A 19,321-nucleotide genomic window follows, 5' to 3' on the forward strand; every position below is an offset into this window, starting at 1 on the left:
AACTATTGAAAGCTACAGTGTTGAGAATAAAAATGCTCTTATACACCTAGACTAATAATAATTTATTAACCAGGAGGGACCATATGAACAGTAATGACAAAGTTGGGTTTATATATGTTCTTCTTTTACTTGTTACAACTGTTGGTTTGATCAATCATGTCATTATGATACCAACGTTATATGAAGTAGCGGGACGTGACTCTTGGTTATCAGTGATTTTTACATTCTTTTTAGTATTACCTTGGCTATTAGTAATTCCTTTTATAGCTAGAAGAACACAGCAACAACATTTAGCTAAATGGATAAAATCCAACTCGCCTAAAGCTTTAGCATACCCATTAATGTTTTTCATTGTTGTATTTCTTTTTTTGACGGCTACGGTTACGACTAATGATTTAATTATTTGGACAAACATTACTTATTTACCTCAAACACCCAAGCTTGTCATTATTCTTATCTTTATTAGTATTTGTGTTTATTTGGCATTAACAAACATCCGAACTATTGTCATAGTCAATACAATATTACTTCCAATAGTTATTTTTTTAGGAATTTTCGTAGCAACTACGAATATGCCAAATAAAGATTATTCACTATTATTACCAGTATTTGTTGACGGCTTTCGCCCTATGTTAACTGGAATGATATTTACAACGGCCTGCATACTTGAAGTATTTATGATCCTATTTTTACAGCACAAAATCAAAAATAAAATCAACTATGTTGGATTGGTCATCGTTACTTTATTCTTAATTTTACTAGGTCTTGGTCCAGTCATGGGAGGGATCGCAGCATTTGGCCCTGATGCAGTCATAAAGGAACGCTTTCCGGCATACATACAGTGGCAACTAGTATCAATTGGCCGCTTCATAGAACATTTGGATTTCTTTTCTATATACCAATGGTTATCTGGAGCGCTTATTAGAATATCTCTAACTCTATATGTTTTAGCTGAAGTACTTCAAATTGATGACAAGAAAAAAAGAAGAAGATTTTTACTAGTTGTCGGTTCACTAATTGTGATTGTAACCTTGTTACCAATCAATGACCTTCTATTCGTTTCATTTATAAAAAATATATATTTGCCATTTAATTTAATCTTCCTTTCACTATTATCGTTAATTTTATTTATTTTAATAGTGATCAAAGGAAAGGGGAAGAACCCTAAATGAACCTAGATCAATCTAAATTAAAATTAATGTTTCAAGGATCTGAAGATGTAAAATTTATAGAATTTACTTTCGATTATAATATAAAAATTATGTGTATTTATTGTAAGGGATTATGTGATAAAGAATTTCTTATGGATGAATTTATACCAACATTAGAAAAACACATCTCAGAAAAGCTTAATAAATCTAATATTCTAAAAGGATATAACAAGGTTAATTATCAGCAGCTATCTAAACAAGAAGAAATTATTGAAAAAGTTTTTTCAGGTGAGTTAATACTTTATATCCAACATGAAAAAAATGTGTACTCTTTCGAGCTAGGAGACCCACCTAATCGACAACCTGAGGAAACAAGCGCTGAAGTAACGGTAAGAGGGCCACGTGATGGATTTGTAGAATCAATAGATATTAATGTTGCACTTATTCGAAGAAGATTAAAAACATCATCTTTATCATTTGAAACCTTTAAAGTGGGGAAACGTTCGTTAACACAGGTCGGCCTCTTGTATTTTAAAGATATTGCACATTCGGAAACAATTAATCATATCCAATCATTAATTGAAAAAATTGATATTGATGCATTGGTAAATAATAACCAGCTTGAAGAATTATTAGATGAAACACCTTTCCGCGTCTTACCAATGATGCATTATACAGGACGACCAGATTTTGCTATACAATCTTTAATAGAAGGGCGATTTTTAATACTTATAGACGGTTCACCGATTGCTTTAATTGGCCCAGTTAACCTTCCTTTTTTATTAAAAACTGGTGAAGATTACGAATATCCTTGGCTCTTTAATTCATTTGAACGGTTACTACGTATTGTCGGTATGATTATTGGAATCACTTTACCTGGGTTCTGGGTCGCTCTTGCTGCTTTCCATCCCGATCAAATACCATTAGTATTTCTATCTAGTGCCTCACAAGCAAGACAGGGAATACCTCTACCTACTCCAGTAGAAGCCTTAATTCTTGTTTTGTTATTTGACTTGCTTAAAGAAGCTGGTTTAAGGTTACCTTTCTCAGTTGGACAAATTCTCGGTGTTGTAGGAGGATTAATTATTGGAGATGCGGCTATAAGAGCAGGTATTACGAGCCCTGCTAATGTTGTGATGATAGCTACTTCAACAGTTGCAACTTTTACAATATCTAACCAATCTCTATCTGGAATCGTTAGTTTAATTAGAATCTTTATCTTAATTATTTCTTCTTTTTTGGGCTTATTTGGATTTTTTGTAGCGACATTTTTTGTATTGATTCATATTGCAAACTTAAGATCATTTAATTTACCTTACCTAGCACCTTTGGCACCATTTACACCAAAAGACATTGTAAATTCACTATTTCATATGCCTGAAAAACTCAAAAAGACAAGGTTTAAAATGCTTAGGGTTCGTGACTCTAAGAGGGGAGGGGAGTAACTTGAAACGTTTCTTTCTCGTTTACTTCCTCTTAACTTCAATACTTTTTATAAGTGGTTGTTGGGATTCTGATGAGCTTGAAGAAATGTTGTATATTCACTCGATTGGTTTGGATTATCAAGAAGGGCGCTATTATGTTTATGCACAGGTGTTTAATTTTGAATCACTACCAACTGGAGCTGAGTCCGGGGGAGAAGTCACACAAACAACAGTTGGATTAGGTGAAGGAGTCACAGTTGTAGATGCAGTTCATGATTTATATTCGACTACTCAGCGGAAAATATTCTGGGGACATCTATCAAGTGTTGTGTTTAGTGAAAATGTGCTATTTAATGATATTGATGGAGCTTTAGACGTAATTTCACGCTACTCAGAGATTAGACCAACTCCATGGATTTTTGCGACTGATGAAAATTTTAGAGATCTTTTAAACACATTACCAACGCTTGGTGTGAATATAATCTATTCATTTTTTGGCGAACCACTCGAAAGTTATAATCAGAGCTCAATCGTTAAACCGTTTAAATACAATCGATTTGTAGCTGAACGCGGAGGGCCTGGCCGGACAGTGATTTTACCGGTATTAGATGTTGATGAATCAAGTTGGTTTGATAAACAAGGTGTAAAGACAAACCTTAACATTTCATCTGTAGCACTTCTTAGTGATGAAAAATTTTATGGATTTTTACATGAAGAGGATGCTAATGGAATTCGTTGGTATCAAAAAGATACATTAAGAGCACCAATTGTGATTGATAATGAAGAAGGAGAGGTAAAAGGTCTTATTGTGTTAAGAGTTAGAGATACTAATGTGAAACCTGTTGTATCTAATGAAGCAGTCAAATTTAAGATCGATGTTAAGGTAGCTGGAAGCCTAATAGAAATGTCTCAAGAAACCACTGAAAAGGAAATTATAAAGTCTGTAAAGGAAAAAATAAAAGAAGACCTAAGAAGAACGTATGAAAAAGGCTTGGAGCTTGATGGGGATGTATACAGCTTTTCTTATCATTTATTTAGAGAAAATCCAAATAAATGGAAACAACTAACTGTGAATGAGGCTTTGCATTTGAATGAAGATTCACTTGAAGACATAAATGTTGAAGTCTACTTAAGAGATGCTGGAGAGAAAAGACTTAGTCAATAGTTAAACTTAAAAGTTTAAAAAAGGAGTTAGCGAGCCATCAGCCTTCTCCTTTATATTCTATAAATAAATTTTTCTAATATTGGGGGTTAAAATGGATTACGTAGAAGGAAAAACTTTTCTAAGTCAAGAAAGTTTTAAAGAGTAGACATTTGCAATTCAACAACTATATCCAAAGAGAGGTTATCCTACTATGTACATTCCAAGACATTACAAAATAACAGATTTTGAAGAGGTTAAGTCATTTATTCAAGAAAATTCATTTGGAACGATTGTTACAACAGGATACGGAAGACCGATTGCAACTCATGTGCCGTTAGAGTTACATCAAGACGGGAAAGATTACTATATAACTTGACACCTTGCCTATGCGAACCCTCAATGGAAAACGTTTAACAAAGAAGATGAGGTTCTCATTATTTATCAAGGTCCGCATTCCTATATTTCATCTTCATGGTATGAATCAGAAGATGTCTCAACTTGGAATTATCAAGCTGTTCATGTTTACGGAAAAGCTAATATATTGAGTGAAGATGAGTTACAACAAGATCTCATACGCCTTTTAAATAAATACGATAGCCATCGATCAAACCCTGCGACATGGGAAAACCTGTCTTCAGATACTAAAAAACAAATCAAAGGTATTGTTGGATTTAAAGTGAAAGTAAATGAGGTTCAAGCCTCGTATAAATTAAGTCAAAATCGAAGTCAAATAGATTACCAGAATATTATTGATGAATTATATAAAGAAGAAAGGATTAACTCAAAACAATTGGCAGATGTGATGGAGAAAAGAAAACAAAAATAAGTGCATTGGCAACATCTACCTTTAGTGTATAATGTAGAGTACCTACTGACATCTAAAGGGAGAGTGCGTCATGAAGTACAAAAATTCATTATTAATTTTACTTGGGTTAACCATGCTTTTATTGCCAGCATGTAACAATGAAGCAGCAAATGCGGAGTCAGATAAACAAGATGAAACTGAAGTAAATGTTGAAGATCAGAATAAGAGTAATTCTACTAACGTCCAAACTTCAGGCGAACAAAAGGTAGATTCATTTAAAGATCAAAGCATAGCCAATCAGAAAGACAAGTTTATTAAGAAGCTACAACATACAAAAAGTGAAGTCGAACAGCTTGAAGTAATCGACTCGTCTACATATGCTTTAAAAGACGTTGAAAATAAAAGATACGACCTGTGGGATGATTTATTAAATGAGATTTATGGCGTACTAGAAAATCAGCTCGCAAAAGAAGAAATGGATCTGCTTAGAGAGGAACAAAGACTTTGGATTACCACTAGGGATGAAACCGCCTTAGAAGCATCATTAAAATATAAAGGTGGAACGCAGGAGCATTTAGAGTATGTTGCGGTGTTAGCAAATTTAACAGAAGAACGTTGTTATGAACTGGTTGAGGAATATTTGTCTTAAAATATAGTCTTCTTTATTAGTTAGACAATAATCCCATTAGAAATGTAACAATGAAAATCGCGAGAAAAAATCCTACTATTTTATAAAAACCTTTCTTAGTTAGCGCATTGTTTTCATCTCGGTCGTTTCTAACCAAAAAGTATAGAATTATAGCTGATAATAGCCCAACACCTAAAAATATGTACTGGTCCAATTTAATGACCCCTTTCTATTAATATCTAAATGATAGGATGACGAATGATAGAAACACAGTTGAAATCGTGAGACCTGCTAATATTGTAACGGCTTGTGAAGCACTAATAGTTATAAGTCCAAGATTTAATAATGTCATCATAAGAAGCATATAGCCCGATATAAAAAAATAACTTAAGAACATTCCTCGTTCTTTAATTCGTTTCGTTCTTTCATCGTTTTGTATAAATTGCGGAGCAAGATAAGCATTACAAAACACCATAATCGTCATGGCGATTAAAATGACATCGTGCCCTGCAGGAAACGTTCCAGTTGTAATGGTTGCGATGTTAATGATGGTAGTCATCAATGCAATAACAACTCCCAAAAATATGTACATTTTACGATCATACTGCTTTGACATATTATTTCCTCCTAATTAAGATCTTTATCTTCTAATATAAAGACATCTTCAACTTGAGCATCAAAACAACGAGCGATCTGTATAGCTAAAGGTAATGATGGATTATACCTTTCGCGTTCGATAGATATAATAGTTTGCCTGGAGACACCAAGCATTTGCGCCATTTTATCTTGAGAAATTCCTCTCGTTTTTCTTAATTCCTTCATTCGATTTTTCATGGATGGAACAACACCCTTTCTCTAACATCATAATGTAAAGTTAACTTTACTGTCAAGCACACTTTACATATTAGGTAAAAAACTATAAACGAACACGAATTACCTTTCTTATGTGATGAAGTTATATTATTATGAGTTAAAGGGACAAAATGGAAATTTATGAAAGAAGAGTGGTGATCATTTGAAGGTTAAAATGATATTAATCATCAGCTTGACGTTGATTAGCGGGGGAATATTTTATCTATTTAATATCACAGCTCCTGAACCTGGAATGTCATCAGGCAATGGAAATCCTGCGATACTTTTTCTTTTTATTTTGATTCCCATTGGTATCATACTAATATTTCTTTGGAACTATTTATTGAAAATCATTTCCCCGTATAAGCGTGTATTATTTTCTATATTATTAGTCATTGTTGGTTACTGGGTTTATGGTGTTTATCATTATTTATCATTTCAGGAAAATTACCGCGAGGCTATAAAAGCTGCTTATTTAGAGAAGTCACAACCTGTCGATGAAGAATTTATAACTGATCTATCTTCATCATTTTTATCCATGAGCTCTAACGTAGTTTACTTCAATTTAAATACATTTATTTTGTTTATGTTATCAATTATATTTTTAAGTATAATCTTTTACCTTGTAAACATAAATACAGATGAGAAGTAAGTTTTCATTACTTTGATCGAACTGATTATCAGAAATCTTTAATTGAATATGAACTTACAAAGAAATGGAGAAAGTTGAAACCAGTACTAGGATTTGAGGGTAAAAAAAGAATTTAGAATGCTCTAAGAATTATCAAATAGTCTTACTAGATGCATATGTCAAAGGACTATTTCACATAAAAATAGACCAAGCTCCAACTCTCGGTCTATCTTTAAAATTGAGTTATGTTATATAACTTTTTTCATGCTTGTCATCACACCTAAATGATAGCACTCGTGACTGATTAAGAAAAAGAGCAACTCTTCTACAGTTTTTTCAAATTCAAGTGGTTTAACTAACGGTTCATTTAAACGCTCCTGCCAGTTTTTCTGGAAATCCTTAACCTGCTGATCTAACAGATTAGTAACTTCCGTTATTGTAGGCAAATCATCATGGTTCCAGTCATTTGGACTTGTCCCTGTAGAAAAATAAGAATAGAATTTATCATCTAATTGCTTGCTAGCACCATTAAAGTTATGAAAAGCCTCCTCATAAGTCACTAAAACATGACCTGCATTCCATAGGATATTGTTATTGAATCCTTGAGGTGTCTTATAACCATCATCGTTTGGAATTTCATTTAATAATCCAACAATTAACGAGCGCCAAAATGACATTTGTTTAAATAAATTAGTTGAATCCATATTTACCTCCAAAAATGTTTTGAGTTATAACTTCTATAAACTTTCTGCAATCTCCTTCTAAAATATATTCACTCTACGTCACAAATCAGTTCTCTATATTGTTATATATGTAAACCATAAATGAGGTGAGGAATATGAATCTTGCATTATGGATTGCAACTGGTTTATTAGCTTTAATAGCTTTAGTTGGTGGCATCAGTAAATCTTGTGTTCCAAAAGAGAAACTAGCAGAGCATCCTGCTGGTAGTTGGGTTGGAGATTTCAATGTGAAGTTTCTTAAGTCAATTGGATTTCTAGAACTCTTGGCAGCAGCAGGATTAATTCTACCCGCTGTACTAGATATCGCTCCAATCTTAGTACCTATAACCGCCATTTGTTGGGTGTTATTAATGTTAGGCGCAATCATTGTTCATTATCGACATGGTTATACTAAACCAATTGTGGCGAATATAATCTATCTGACACTCGCATTGTTTATAGCATGGGGGCGTTTAGGGCCAATGCCATTTACAGGTTAAGGGGTGAACCTACGCCATTTAATTTGTCTACCAAGGGAGAGGCAGATATGAAAGATTTTTATAATCAATATAGAAACTTGTTGTTTGCTTTAGCTTACCAATTAACAGGATCAGTAGAAGACGCAGAAGATGCGGTACATGATGTGTTTGTTAAGGCGAGTGACATTCAACTTAATCAATTGGAAGAACCCAAGGCATATCTATGCAAAATGGTAACAAACCGTTGCCTCAACCTTCTTAAGTCTGCACGTAAGAGAAGGGAAGTCTATATTGGACAGTGGCTTCCTGAACCAATTCGGACACAAGATAAAGACTCGACTGAGAAGAAAGTCGTTTATAAAGATTTGTTGTCATACGCTATGATGGTAATGGTTGAGAGGCTTACACCAACTGAGCGAGCAGTTTTTGTACTGCGTGAAGCATTAGACTTTGAATATTCCAAGATTGCTGAAGTTCTAGATAAGCAAGAGGCCAACTGTCGTAAACTGATGAGCCGGGCAAAAAGAAAGTTGGGAATTCTTAGTGATGGGGAAGAAATGATAGATATTGAAGACGTAGGTTCAGATAAGGTGAATGAGTTTCTCAAGGCTTTAGAGGAAGGTAATATTGATCATCTTCTGACCATGCTAGCTGATGACGTCGTTATCGAATCTGATGGTGGCGGAAAAGCTGTTGCAGCGAAGCATCCTATTAAGTTTCCTAATCAAGTAGTAAATTTTCTGCATGGCACGATGAAGGGCATTGAGTCCTATTATGATGGTAATTATAATTTCGAGGTAGCACCTATAAATGGTGGTCGTGGAGTATTGCTTCATACAACAGATGGAACAGTAGCAACTCTATTCTTGCATCAAAGACATGGAAAGATAGCTAAAATCTATGTCATGAGGAATCCAGAGAAGCTTGATTATGTTTAGAGAGTTTTCTATTTAAGGTTTTACAGTATAAAAAAGATACACCTCTCACATATAAAAAAGAGGCGTATCTTTTTTTACTTGGAGGAATTTAACAATTTATGTCGAATTTTATTACTAGGTTTATTTGTGAATTTGGAGGTATTTATATGAACAACATCTAAAGTGAAATATCTATCGTCTACTAACCTTTCTAAAGAAATGTTAGAACGTTTACTTAGAAGTAATTGTATTGATAGAGTTGATGATCAATGGGTTCTTACTGAAAAAGGTATAGAAAAGGGTGGTCAAGTAAAATCAAGAGGTGACCGCCAATGGATAACATGGCCTACTTCGGTGATGGATGATTCAGAACTTAAAGAGAACAACATTAATGAAAAGTATTTATCTACAACTAAATTGGCTGGAGAATTTGAGGTATCGAGATTTAGAATCAATCCTATACTTTCAGAACTAGGTTGGATTGAGAAAGACAGAAAAGGTTGGGTTACAACGAAATTAGGTAAAAGCCTTGTATTCTATTGCTGATTGTTCTTCCACTCCAATAATTTTTTTAGATGTATTATTCATAAGAAAACGTATAGTCTCTCTTTCTAGTTTTGTACCAATGATGATTGGTGGCGGACTAATGATATTATTATTTGAGCATTTATCATTGGATTAGGGGTTTACCTATTTAAAAGTATTTCCAAAAATAACAATTCAAAGCCTTCCAATAGTGCGATTGATATACTAATGGAGCGTTTGGCAAAAGGGGAAATAAGCAAAGAAGAGTATAAAGAGCGATTAAGTGATTTGTCTGATCATAATTAATAACTATTATAGTGTTTTTATCAGTATAGGGAATCAATGTCCTTTATGATGAGTTAAAGGCTCATGTTTATTTGAATCTATTGTATCCTTTGGGAACAAATAGAATATTAGTGATACCACAATACAAGATAATATTAAAAATCTGTAGTTTAATTCATAGCTTTTAGCAACAAATAGTATAGTAATTCCACTCAAGAAAGCTAATCCAATCATGATTAAAAAGGTCCCTTCACTAACAGGAAACATAAATAAAAGCATGACTGCCATCATGGAAGCCATCAATCCAGAAAAGAAACCTTCAAGTTGAGAGTGCGGGCCAAATTTAGCCCCAATAATCAGTCCCATAATTGACCCTACTGCAATTGCTGTAAGTGTTGCTATTAATGGCTGGTTATAAAAATGAAACCATATGATAAAACCGATAACTAGTCCAAAACTGGAACATAAACTCATAGTAGAAACCATTGACTCCATTTGATTCTGTGGTTTACGAATTAAAAAACTAGCTACCCAAAAATTTAACGTAAGAATAATTAAAGAAAACATAAGAATGTTCATAAGTTTTGCCTCCAAGATTTATTTTAGAACTATAATATTATTAAAATATACTTTCATAATTAATATTATGAAGGTATATTTTTATTTGAAAGTTGAACGCTGGTAATCATAAGTATCTAATTTAAAATTTTCGTTGTATACTCTACAGGGGTATGCTATAATTTTGTGCAATATACATTGATTTTAAATTAGGGGGTATTTAACGTTGAATAAAAAGTACATCCCATTAGCTGTTAACGGTGGTATTGGCTTTGGATCATGGTTAAAACCTAAGCAACTACTTGTGCTAGGAGAGTATTTAGAAGAGGACCAAGAAATAGAATTAACAACTTTACAACAATTAATTGTTAAAGTTCCAGAAGATGAATTGGAAGAAGTAAAAAGAAAATTTGAGGAAGAAGGATTACATTATTATAAAGTAGGTAATTATGTCAAAAGTTTAAGGACGTGCAACTTCTGTAAAGGGGAGGAGGAAGAAGGGATGCCTGTTGCTAAAGAGCTAAACAGGAGAATTTCCGGGAAAGAAGTTCCTTTTACATTAAGACCGGCTTATACAGGGTGTCCAATAGGTTGTGGTGAACCATTAATTAATGATATTGGTGTCATGAAAAAGAAGGAACACTACGAGATTTATATAGGTGGGCAATCAAAGGGACAAAATGCACAAGTTGGAAAATTAATTGCAGATAAACTAGAACCAGATAAATTATACGATATTGTTGACAAAATATTGGATATATACTATCAAAATGGTAGAAAAAGGGAAAAATTTTCCAGATTTATAAATCGTTACGGTTTTGAGGATATTAAAAAAGAAATTTTTAATAAAAATTAAAAATACCCCTTGATTTATTGTAGAAACAAGGGTAACATTTTTAACAACATACATTAGGGGGGTAACGTAATTTCCCCCTTATATTTTTTATTATAAATTTTCGGTATATTTAAAATATTTAAAAAGGGGAATGTTGCAGTGAAAAAGCAGAAAGTATTACTCTTAGGTGTTTATGGAATGGAAGTTGTTGAATGTGGTGGTGCACTAGCCAAAAATGCACAAAATGGAGGTGAATCATTTGCCTCAATCATGTTGTCTAAAGAAAATTCAAAACCCCAAATAAGAAAAGCTGCTGATGTTCTTGGTGTAACAGTAAACTTTACTGATTTTGAAATGGGAAATGTTGATGTTAGCTCAGAAGCGAAGGAAAAAATTATAAAGGTAGTTAGAGAAGTTAGACCCGACATTATTATTACACAAGATCCTGAACATTCTTTCCACGATTTGGACCCCGACCGTAGGCAGGCGATGATTACTATATTAGAAGGTATTGCTTTAGCTGGTAGACCGTATGCTTTAGACAAACTACCTGGACTTGACCCTCATCCAATTCCAACAATCTATTATATGACACCCCATCAACCTAACACTGTAGTAGATGTATCAGATGTATGGAATTTGAAAAATGAAGCAATGAGTGTTTTGGAAAGTCAAATGGAATTTAGTGGTCAACATTTTGAAGAGGCATTATCTGATTCAAATCTAGAAAATCTAGTACCTGGTTTTTCAAAGTTACCAAATAATTATGAAAAAGGACGTGCGGTACATAAAGCTTTAGATCATGCCGTTCACGTATACCATGGATTAGCTACACATGGCCATTATGCCTTTGCTGAGGCTTTTCGCCGTGAAGGGAATTTCCATTTAGATGAATTAATTAAATAAAAATTCAAAGGAGGAGCTTGCTTGTTAAAAAAAGTGTTTTATTTGTTTTTAACTGTTTTGTTTTTATTTACTAATACTCCAGTGATTATACAAGCTCAAGAAGAAGTAGAACAATTAAGGGTAGGCATTTCTACTAGTGAAAACACTCTAAATCCTTACACTTACGTTACTGGAAATCCAGGTTTAGATCTAGTTCATTTAATGTATGATACGTTATTCCAACTTAATGAAAAAAATTTGCCAATCCCATGGTTAGTTTCAAATTATAGTGTTAGTGAAGACGGATTAACGTATGAATTTGTCTTACATGAGAATGTCACTTTCCATGATGGAGAGCCTCTAACAGCAGATGATGTTAAATTTACAGTCGAGTATTTTAAGGAATATCCAAAGTCTCGATTTACTAATCCATTAGGAGTAATTGAAAGTCTAGAGGTACAAAGTGATACAGAGTTTACCATGACACTAAGTTCTGCCTCGGCAAACTTTATGATTCAGCCACTAGCTGATTTACCTGTCTTACCAGAACATATTTGGTCAGAAATAAACGATCCAGATGAGTCTGATAATAATATCGGAAGTGGACCATATAAGTTGAGTGAACACCGGTCTGGGGAATATTATCAATTAGAAGCAAATAAGGATTACTTCTTAGGTGAACCACCAATTGGCGAAATTGTTCTTCCGATTGTTGAAGATACTACAGCCTTATTTACTGCTTTAAGATCAGGTGAGTTGGATGCTGTATCTGCTAACGTTTCACCAGAATTGGTAGAACAATTCGAAAGTAGTCCAAATGTAGAAATCATACAAGGTGCAGGCTTTTCTACTACCTTATTACAACTGAATGCTGATAGATATCCAATGACAGAAACTGCTTTTAGAAATGCTATTTCCCTAGCGATTGATCGACAGTATTTAATAGATACTATATTACTAGGGTATGCACAAGAAGGTAGCCCTGGTTTTATCCACCCTTCCTCACCGTTTTATAATGATGAATTATCTATTGAACACAACTTAGATACTGCAAGACAAACTCTTACAGATGTTGGTTTTGAAGATACTAATGGAGATGGCTTTATAGAAGGCCAAAATGGTGAAGAAGTTACTTTAGAAATGCTAGTATATTCTAATAGTCCTACAAGGATACGAACAGCTGAAATTATTACAGAGTGGATGAACGAAATAGGAATAAATACCTCTGTACGAGCGATGGATATGACAACAGTTGATTCATTAGTATGGCCGGAGTTTGATGTCAGCCAAGGTAGAGATTTTGATTTATCAATATGGGGGTGGTCAAGTACCATGCAACTCTTCCCAGATCGAATGGCTGAACTATTCCATTCGGATCCTTCAATAGGATCCGTTAATATTGGGGGCTATAGTAATGAAGAATTTGATGAGTTAGCTGAAACATTAATAGAAACAGTAAGTCAAGATGAGAGAGAACAATTAATTAATGAAATACAAACTTTGGTTGCAAATGAAACACCGAATGTTCCTTTATATTACCAAAACATTATTAATGCTTACAACCCAAATGTGTTTGATGGGTACACTTTCCAGATAGGTAAGGGGATTATTAATAAACTGTCCTTTGTTACTTCTGAAAACACAAATTCTGAAGAAGAGGCTAAAACTGATGAAGAAGAACAAGGGAAGGTGGACTCAGAAACCACTGGAGAAGATAATGAGGGAAATAATGTAGAAACATCGAGTGTTGAAAGTGAATCAACTGGTGGAGGTAGTAATTCAACCTTATGGATCTTGTTAATAGCAGTATTACTTATTGGTGGAGGATTACTTTTCTTAAAGAAAAAAGGAGCTAACTCTTAGAAAATTGGTGGTGCCGCAAGCTTTCTTGCGGTCCACTTTATTTTAATTATGAATTTTGTAAGTTGGAGGTGGCAGGTATGAGTAAATATATGGTTCAAAAAGTGTCACAATATGTCATTGTTATTTTTATTATTTTAACATTGAATTTTTTATTGCCACGCCTAATGCCAGGTGATCCACTCATTTACTTAGCTGGTGAAGATGTAGGCTTTATGACAACTGAAGAAAAACAACAAGTTTTAGAAGATGCAGGTTTAAATGATCCTATGATCGTCCAATTTGGTCGTTATATACAAAGTATGTTCACAGGTGATTTCGGATACTCTTACCAACAAAAAAGACCTATATTAGAGTTATTAGGGGAACGAATACCTTGGACTTTATTACTAGCAGGTACAAATTTAATAATTGCTACTATTTTAGGTGGTATGTTTGGTGCGATTTCAGCGTGGAAAAGGGGAACGCGTACCGATGTGAATATGTTAACCTTTTTTATGTTTTTAAGTGCTATGCCATCTTTTTGGATAGGGATGATATTAGTATCTATTTTTTCAGCCACTTTAGGGTGGTTTCCTGTATATGGAGCTGAGTCAGGTTGGGCAAATTATACTGGTTGGGACCGTATAATCGATATCCTAAAGCATTTAGCTTTGCCATTGACATCACTTGTTTTGATTTCAGTAACAAATGTTTTTATGACTATGCGTTATTCGATGTTAAACGTGTTAGGTGAAGATTATATTAAGATGGCAAAGGCTAAAGGGGTAAAAGGAAAAACAATAAAATACCGTCATGCCATGCGTAATGCGTTACTACCTGTTGCTACAGTTTTTATGCTGAGTCTTGGATTCATGCTTTCTGGTGCAACTGTTATTGAAACAGTCTTTGCTTATCCAGGAGTAGGACGCCTTATGTTTGAATCGGTTTTAGCTAGGGATTATCCATTAATTCAAGCAACATTTATGATTATTACGCTGAGTGTTATAGTAGCTAACCTCTTAGCTGACTTAATTTACCCATTCTTAGATCCGAAAGTGGGGAAAGGCAATGGATAAACAAAAATGGAGACATTATCTAAAAGTATTTACAAATAATAATCTTGGAATGTTAGGTGTTGCGATATTACTTTTTTATATATTTATAGCGTTGTGTGCACCATTAATTTCTCCCTATGATCCAGCAGCTAGAGTGGGTACGCCTTTTTTAGCACCTAGTAGTGATTTTTTATTAGGAACTAATGATGTTGGTCAGGATATATTGAGTGAATTAATATATGGTACAAGAATCTCAATTTTGATAGGTATAATTGCAGCATTTCTATCTGTTGCTATTGGTTGTTTAATAGGTATTATTGCTGGTTACTATGGAGGAAAAGTGGATGCTTTTTTAATGAGAGTAGTAGATTTAGTACTAGTTATTCCATTTTTACCATTAATGATTTTATTAGCAGCTTTCATTGGACCAAGTTTTTGGAATATCATTTTTGTAATTAGTGTATTAACTTGGGCTGGGCCCGCTCGTGTTATACGTTCACAAGTGTTAACTGTAAAAACAAGAGGTTATGTTGAAGCTGCTAGATCAATTGGAACTAAAATTTCAACAATACTATCTAAACACATTCTGCCTGGAGTAGTACCTATAGCATTATCACAATTTGTACTTGCGGCTAGTCAAGCTATATTGATAGAAGCGTCATTAAGTTTTTTAGGGTTAGGAGACCCTTTCAATAAAAGTTGGGGAACGGTTTTATATTATGCACAAGCACGTGGGGCGTTCTTAACTGATGCATGGTTATGGTGGATATTGCCACCAGGATTATTAATCACTTTACTTGTTATTGGTTTTGCCTTTACAGGTTATTCAATGGAAGAAATTTTAGATCCACGATTACGTAAAGGAGGGAAGGCATAATGGGTGATATTTTAACTGTAAAGAACTTAACAACACATTATACTACTCCAGACGGTCCTGCTGAAGCTGCTGGAGATGTTTCTTTCACTGTTAAGAAGGGTGAAATGCTAGGATTAATAGGAGAATCTGGCTGTGGGAAATCCACAATTGCCTCATCCATCCTTCGCTTAATTGAATACCCGGGTAAAATTGTTTCTGGAGAGGTTATATTAGATGGAATAGATTTAATTCGAGCAAAAGATAAAGAGTTGGAAAAGATTCGATGGAAAGATATTGCTGTTATACCACAAAGTGCAATGAATTCATTAAACCCTGTTTACACAGTTGGAGATCAGATTATTGAATCAATCTTATTACATGAGGATGTAACAAAGAAAGAAGCATTAGAGAGGACTAAGAATTTATTAGAATTGGTTGGAATTGATAAAGGTCGGTGGAAAAGTTATCCTCATGAGTTTAGTGGTGGTATGAAACAGCGTGTCGCTATTGCTATGGCCTTATCATGTAATCCAAAGTTAATCATATCAGATGAATCAACAACCGGTTTAGATGTTTTAACACAAGCCCAAGTCATTGCGTTAATGAAAGACTTACAAGAACGTCTAGATTTATCAATCATTATGATTTCTCATGATCTACCTTTAGTCACTTCTATTTGTGATCGAATTGCAATAATGTATGCTGGAAAAATTATAGAATGGGCCAGTACCAAAGAAATACTTGAAGATGCAAGACATCCATATTCACAAGGTTTATTAAATGCAACACCAGATTTATTAAATCCAGATAAGGAAGTTACATCAATACCTGGAAGTGTTCCCAATTTGGTTCACCCTCCATCAGGCTGTCGATTTAGAGATCGGTGTCAGTTTGTAATGGAAAGTTGTGCAGAAAAAATACCACCATTATTGGAAATAAAAGAAGGTCATCACGTAGCTTGTATTTTGGAAGAAGGTGACGACAATGAATGATAAAAACTTAATTGAAGTTAAATTATTAAACAAAACATTTACAAAGAAAGTAGGTAGGCATCTTTTCAATAGAAAAGTCATTCCAGTTCATGCGGTAAATAATGTATCTTTTGAAGTTAAAAAAGGAGAGACGCTAGGAATTATTGGAGAAAGTGGTTGTGGAAAAACAACTACGGCTCGAATGTTATTACGGCTACAAAAAGAAACCAGTGGAGAAATATATTTTAAAGGTACTGATTTATGCAAATTAAATGAAAAACAGACAGCAAAGTTTCGTTCAAATATGCAAATGATTTTCCAAGATCCTTATGATACCTTAAACCCTGGTATGAGAATTATTGATATTTTAATGGAGCCAATTAATGCTCATTTAAAAGGGCTTTCGCATAAAGAAAAAAAAGCTATGGTTAAAGAATCGATTGAAGCCATTGATTTAAAGCCAGCTGAACGATTTATATATCGATACCCACATGAGTTAAGTGGTGGTCAACGGCAGAGGATTGCTATTGCTAGATCAATAATATTGGAGCCTGACTTTATAGCAGCAGATGAACCAACTTCAATGTTGGATGTGTCTGTTCGCGCCGGTATTCTTAATTTATTATTAAAACTAAAAGAAAAAATGGGTTTAACTATGATGTTCATTACACATGATTTAACAACTGCAAGCTATATGTGCGATAGAATTGCAGTTATGTATCAAGGTGAAATTGTAGAAATTGGAACAACTCAAGAAGTTATAAATTATCCAAGTCACCCGTATACACGGGCTCTCGTTTCCGTCGTAACAGATTTGAATCATTTTATTGATAATAGAGAGCGCATTATTTTGGATGGTGAAGTGGATGCAACGATGGAGAAAAAAGGATGTATATTTGTTAACCGTTGTCCATTCAAAGAAGAACATTGTGAACATCACTCGCCAGATTTCATTCAAAAAGAAGAAAATCATTTTGTTGCATGTAGTTGTTTAGATAAGGTTCCAGCTGGCTTACCAAAAGAACAAATTTTCGATAAAAAACCTGTCTCTTAGTAGGAGGTATATAATGTTCAATGAACAGAGGAAGCTGACAGGTAAGAAGTGGATTTTATTTTTAGCTGTACCAGCTGTAATCGAAAATTTCTTTCAAACAGTAATAGGTTTTGTTGACACTTTTTTTATTGCAAAAATTGGAATTATTGAGGTTTCTGCTGTCGGTATTAGCAATGCTATTTTACAAGTTTATTTTGCCGTTTTTATGGCAATAGGAATAGCAGCCAACATATATATTGCAAGGTTTACAGGCTCAAATAATGAACGACTTTTAAAAATTACGACGTGGCAATCAATTTATTTAGCTTTAATATCGGGAGTTATTTTAGGATTTGTAACATTATTATTTGCAGAACCAATCCTGCGTCTAATGGGTGCTAATGAAAAAGTTATTCAAGCGGGTACAATTTATTTTCAAATCATCGCTGTTCCATCTGTTGTATTAGCACTATCGTTTGTACTAGCAAGTATTATCCGAGGTACTGGTGATACGAAAACTCCTATGAAAGTAAGTATATGGATAAATATAATTCATATTTTTTTAGATTATATTTTCATATTTGGATTCTGGATCATACCCGGATTAGGTATTGCTGGTGCAGCAATTGCAACCGTAATTGTTCGTTTCATTGGGATTGTTTGGTTATTTCGATTTATATTAAAGAACATATTAACTGAAAGCGTTAAAAAGAAATTGAGTTTTGGTTCATTTGATTGGTCTTTCATGAAGAAACTACTTAGTGTAGGTACACCGGCAGCAGGTGAAAGACTAGTTATGCGAGTCGGTCAGGTACTTTACTTTGGATTGATTGTATCACTTGGTACTGCAACATTTGCAGCCCATCAAATTGCAGGAAGTATAGAGATTTTTTCTTATATGATAGGTTATGGGTTTGCGACAGCAGCAACAACAATTGTTGGGCAGTTGATGGGGGCAGAAGAGTATAAGCAAGCAAAAAAATATGCCCATGATTGTGTTTGGATTGCCGTAGGGTTTATGAGTATTGTTGGTATAGGTCTATATTTCAGTTCAGAATTTCTAGCAACTCTATTTACAGAGGATTTCAGTGTGATTAATCAAATTGTTATTGCATTAAAAATTGATGCTTTTATACAACCTATTTTAGCTATTGTACTAGTATTAACAGGTGCCTATCAAGGTGGAGCTAACACCAAGATACCTATGTATATAACAACAGTAGGAATATGGTTAATTCGTACATTAGGGGTATATATACTAGGAGTAGTGTTAGGCTTGGGAATTGCTGGTGTATGGATAGCAATTTTAATTGATAACTTATTCAGAGCAGTCTGGTTAATGTATCTCTTTTATAATGATCGTTGGGTAAAATTAGAAAAATTAAAACAAGTAAGTTGAATACCGTATTGGGGTATGTTAATTTTAAATTAGAGTCAATAAAAGAGGGGTGATAACAAATGAAACAATTATCATTAAATGTAGAGGGAATGTCCTGTGGTCACTGTGTTTCTTCCGTCAAGGGAGGAGTAGGATCACTTGATGGAGTTTCTAATGTAGAAGTTGATTTAGCTAATGGAAAAGTTGATGTTATTTTTGATGATTCTAAAACATCTGAAGACCAAATTAAACAAGCCATTGATGAAGAAGGATACGACGTGGTTGCATAATTATATTCTCCCCATATGTAAACAAATACATATGGGGAATTTTACATAATATAAA

Annotated in this window: 22 protein-coding genes and 1 pseudogene; 18 read left to right on the forward strand and 5 right to left on the reverse strand. The window is 33.9% G+C overall.

Annotated elements, in window-relative coordinates; genetic code table 11:
* Positions 1 to 83: 83 nt before the first annotated feature.
* From ACFSW4_RS14095 to ACFSW4_RS14115, 5 genes and pseudogenes are all read left to right on the forward strand, one after another.
* Positions 84 to 1,172: a GerAB/ArcD/ProY family transporter gene (locus ACFSW4_RS14095; RefSeq protein WP_377330066.1), complete on the forward strand. Its 1,089-nt coding sequence runs from the start codon at positions 84 to 86 to the stop codon at positions 1,170 to 1,172.
* Positions 1,169 to 2,596: a spore germination protein gene (locus tag ACFSW4_RS14100; RefSeq protein WP_377330068.1), complete on the forward strand. Its 1,428-nt coding sequence runs from the start codon at positions 1,169 to 1,171 to the stop codon at positions 2,594 to 2,596. The genes ACFSW4_RS14095 and ACFSW4_RS14100 overlap by 4 nt, the downstream gene beginning before the upstream one ends.
* Before the next feature lies 1 nt (position 2,597).
* A complete protein-coding gene (locus ACFSW4_RS14105; protein WP_377330070.1) occupies positions 2,598 to 3,740 on the forward strand; it encodes a Ger(x)C family spore germination protein in 1,143 nt (380 codons plus the stop codon).
* A gap of 190 nt (positions 3,741 to 3,930) precedes the next feature.
* Positions 3,931 to 4,545 (forward strand): annotated as a pseudogene (locus tag ACFSW4_RS14110) (FMN-binding negative transcriptional regulator).
* A 70-nt stretch (positions 4,546 to 4,615) separates the two neighbouring features.
* Positions 4,616 to 5,173: a lysozyme inhibitor LprI family protein gene (locus ACFSW4_RS14115; RefSeq protein WP_377330072.1), complete on the forward strand. Its 558-nt coding sequence runs from the start codon at positions 4,616 to 4,618 to the stop codon at positions 5,171 to 5,173.
* A 16-nt stretch (positions 5,174 to 5,189) separates the two neighbouring features.
* Here ACFSW4_RS14115 and ACFSW4_RS14120 read toward each other — a convergent pair whose 3' ends face one another.
* Genes ACFSW4_RS14120 through ACFSW4_RS14130 form a run of 3 tightly spaced genes read right to left on the reverse strand, consistent with a single transcriptional unit; the run spans position 5,190 to position 5,986 of the window.
* The gene (locus ACFSW4_RS14120; protein WP_377330074.1) at positions 5,190 to 5,366 is read right to left on the reverse strand and encodes a DUF3976 domain-containing protein; all 177 of its coding nucleotides are present in this window, start codon (positions 5,364 to 5,366) and stop codon (positions 5,190 to 5,192) included.
* Between the two features lie 18 nt (positions 5,367 to 5,384).
* Positions 5,385 to 5,768 (reverse strand): hypothetical protein, encoded by a 384-nt coding sequence (locus tag ACFSW4_RS14125; RefSeq protein ID WP_054754018.1) that lies wholly within the window; start codon positions 5,766 to 5,768, stop codon positions 5,385 to 5,387.
* A gap of 11 nt (positions 5,769 to 5,779) precedes the next feature.
* Positions 5,780 to 5,986, reverse strand: coding sequence for a helix-turn-helix transcriptional regulator (locus ACFSW4_RS14130; protein WP_054754016.1), 207 nt, complete (start codon positions 5,984 to 5,986; stop codon positions 5,780 to 5,782).
* 181 nt (positions 5,987 to 6,167) lie between these two features.
* On the opposite strand from ACFSW4_RS14130, the gene ACFSW4_RS14135 reads away from it, so the two are divergent.
* The gene (locus tag ACFSW4_RS14135) at positions 6,168 to 6,656 is read left to right on the forward strand and encodes a hypothetical protein (RefSeq protein WP_377330076.1); all 489 of its coding nucleotides are present in this window, start codon (positions 6,168 to 6,170) and stop codon (positions 6,654 to 6,656) included.
* 227 nt (positions 6,657 to 6,883) lie between these two features.
* Here ACFSW4_RS14135 and ACFSW4_RS14140 read toward each other — a convergent pair whose 3' ends face one another.
* Entirely contained in the window at positions 6,884 to 7,339 is a 456-nt protein-coding gene (locus ACFSW4_RS14140; protein ID WP_054754013.1) for a DinB family protein, read from the reverse strand.
* Positions 7,340 to 7,473: 134 nt separating this feature from the next.
* Here ACFSW4_RS14140 and ACFSW4_RS14145 point away from each other — a divergent pair, with 134 nt between their 5' ends.
* The 3 genes from ACFSW4_RS14145 (at position 7,474) to ACFSW4_RS14155 (ending at position 9,299) form a co-directional block, all read left to right on the forward strand.
* Positions 7,474 to 7,857, forward strand: a complete 384-nt coding sequence (locus ACFSW4_RS14145) for a DoxX family protein (RefSeq protein ID WP_054754011.1) — start codon at positions 7,474 to 7,476, stop codon at positions 7,855 to 7,857.
* Between the two features lie 47 nt (positions 7,858 to 7,904).
* Entirely contained in the window at positions 7,905 to 8,774 is an 870-nt protein-coding gene (gene sigJ, locus ACFSW4_RS14150; RefSeq protein WP_054754009.1) for an RNA polymerase sigma factor SigJ, read from the forward strand.
* 162 nt (positions 8,775 to 8,936) lie between these two features.
* Positions 8,937 to 9,299, forward strand: a complete 363-nt coding sequence (locus tag ACFSW4_RS14155; RefSeq protein ID WP_054754007.1) for a hypothetical protein — start codon at positions 8,937 to 8,939, stop codon at positions 9,297 to 9,299.
* 318 nt (positions 9,300 to 9,617) lie between these two features.
* Here ACFSW4_RS14155 and ACFSW4_RS14160 read toward each other — a convergent pair whose 3' ends face one another.
* The gene (locus ACFSW4_RS14160) at positions 9,618 to 10,142 is read right to left on the reverse strand and encodes a hypothetical protein (RefSeq protein ID WP_377330079.1); all 525 of its coding nucleotides are present in this window, start codon (positions 10,140 to 10,142) and stop codon (positions 9,618 to 9,620) included.
* Positions 10,143 to 10,347: 205 nt separating this feature from the next.
* Between ACFSW4_RS14160 and ACFSW4_RS14165 the strand changes: the two genes are divergently transcribed.
* From ACFSW4_RS14165 to copZ, 9 genes are all read left to right on the forward strand, one after another.
* On the forward strand, positions 10,348 to 10,977 hold the full coding sequence (locus ACFSW4_RS14165; protein WP_377330081.1) for a nitrite reductase: 630 nt from the start codon (positions 10,348 to 10,350) through the stop codon (positions 10,975 to 10,977).
* 138 nt (positions 10,978 to 11,115) lie between these two features.
* A complete protein-coding gene (locus ACFSW4_RS14170; RefSeq protein WP_377330083.1) occupies positions 11,116 to 11,862 on the forward strand; it encodes a PIG-L deacetylase family protein in 747 nt (248 codons plus the stop codon).
* Positions 11,863 to 11,883: 21 nt separating this feature from the next.
* Complete coding sequence (locus ACFSW4_RS14175) at positions 11,884 to 13,704, forward strand: ABC transporter substrate-binding protein (protein ID WP_377330085.1); 1,821 nt, start codon at positions 11,884 to 11,886, stop codon at positions 13,702 to 13,704.
* Between the two features lie 77 nt (positions 13,705 to 13,781).
* The gene (locus tag ACFSW4_RS14180; RefSeq protein WP_377330087.1) at positions 13,782 to 14,759 is read left to right on the forward strand and encodes an ABC transporter permease; all 978 of its coding nucleotides are present in this window, start codon (positions 13,782 to 13,784) and stop codon (positions 14,757 to 14,759) included.
* The gene (locus ACFSW4_RS14185) at positions 14,752 to 15,615 is read left to right on the forward strand and encodes an ABC transporter permease (protein WP_377330089.1); all 864 of its coding nucleotides are present in this window, start codon (positions 14,752 to 14,754) and stop codon (positions 15,613 to 15,615) included. The genes ACFSW4_RS14180 and ACFSW4_RS14185 overlap by 8 nt, the downstream gene beginning before the upstream one ends.
* Positions 15,615 to 16,586 carry an ABC transporter ATP-binding protein gene (locus tag ACFSW4_RS14190; RefSeq protein ID WP_377330091.1) on the forward strand — a complete coding sequence of 324 codons (972 nt, stop codon included), beginning with the start codon at positions 15,615 to 15,617 and terminating at the stop codon, positions 16,584 to 16,586. The genes ACFSW4_RS14185 and ACFSW4_RS14190 overlap by 1 nt, the downstream gene beginning before the upstream one ends.
* On the forward strand, positions 16,579 to 17,619 hold the full coding sequence (locus ACFSW4_RS14195) for an ABC transporter ATP-binding protein (RefSeq protein ID WP_377330093.1): 1,041 nt from the start codon (positions 16,579 to 16,581) through the stop codon (positions 17,617 to 17,619). Before ACFSW4_RS14190 ends, ACFSW4_RS14195 begins: the two co-directional genes overlap by 8 nt.
* Before the next feature lie 13 nt (positions 17,620 to 17,632).
* Entirely contained in the window at positions 17,633 to 18,997 is a 1,365-nt protein-coding gene (locus ACFSW4_RS14200) for an MATE family efflux transporter (protein ID WP_377330095.1), read from the forward strand.
* A 59-nt stretch (positions 18,998 to 19,056) separates the two neighbouring features.
* On the forward strand, positions 19,057 to 19,266 hold the full coding sequence (gene copZ, locus ACFSW4_RS14205; RefSeq protein WP_054753997.1) for a copper chaperone CopZ: 210 nt from the start codon (positions 19,057 to 19,059) through the stop codon (positions 19,264 to 19,266).
* Positions 19,267 to 19,321: the final 55 nt, after the last annotated feature.

Origin of the sequence: Piscibacillus salipiscarius, assembly GCF_042685285.1 — a bacterium.
GTDB classification, from domain to species: Bacteria; Bacillota; Bacilli; order Bacillales; family Alkalibacillaceae; genus Piscibacillus; species Piscibacillus salipiscarius.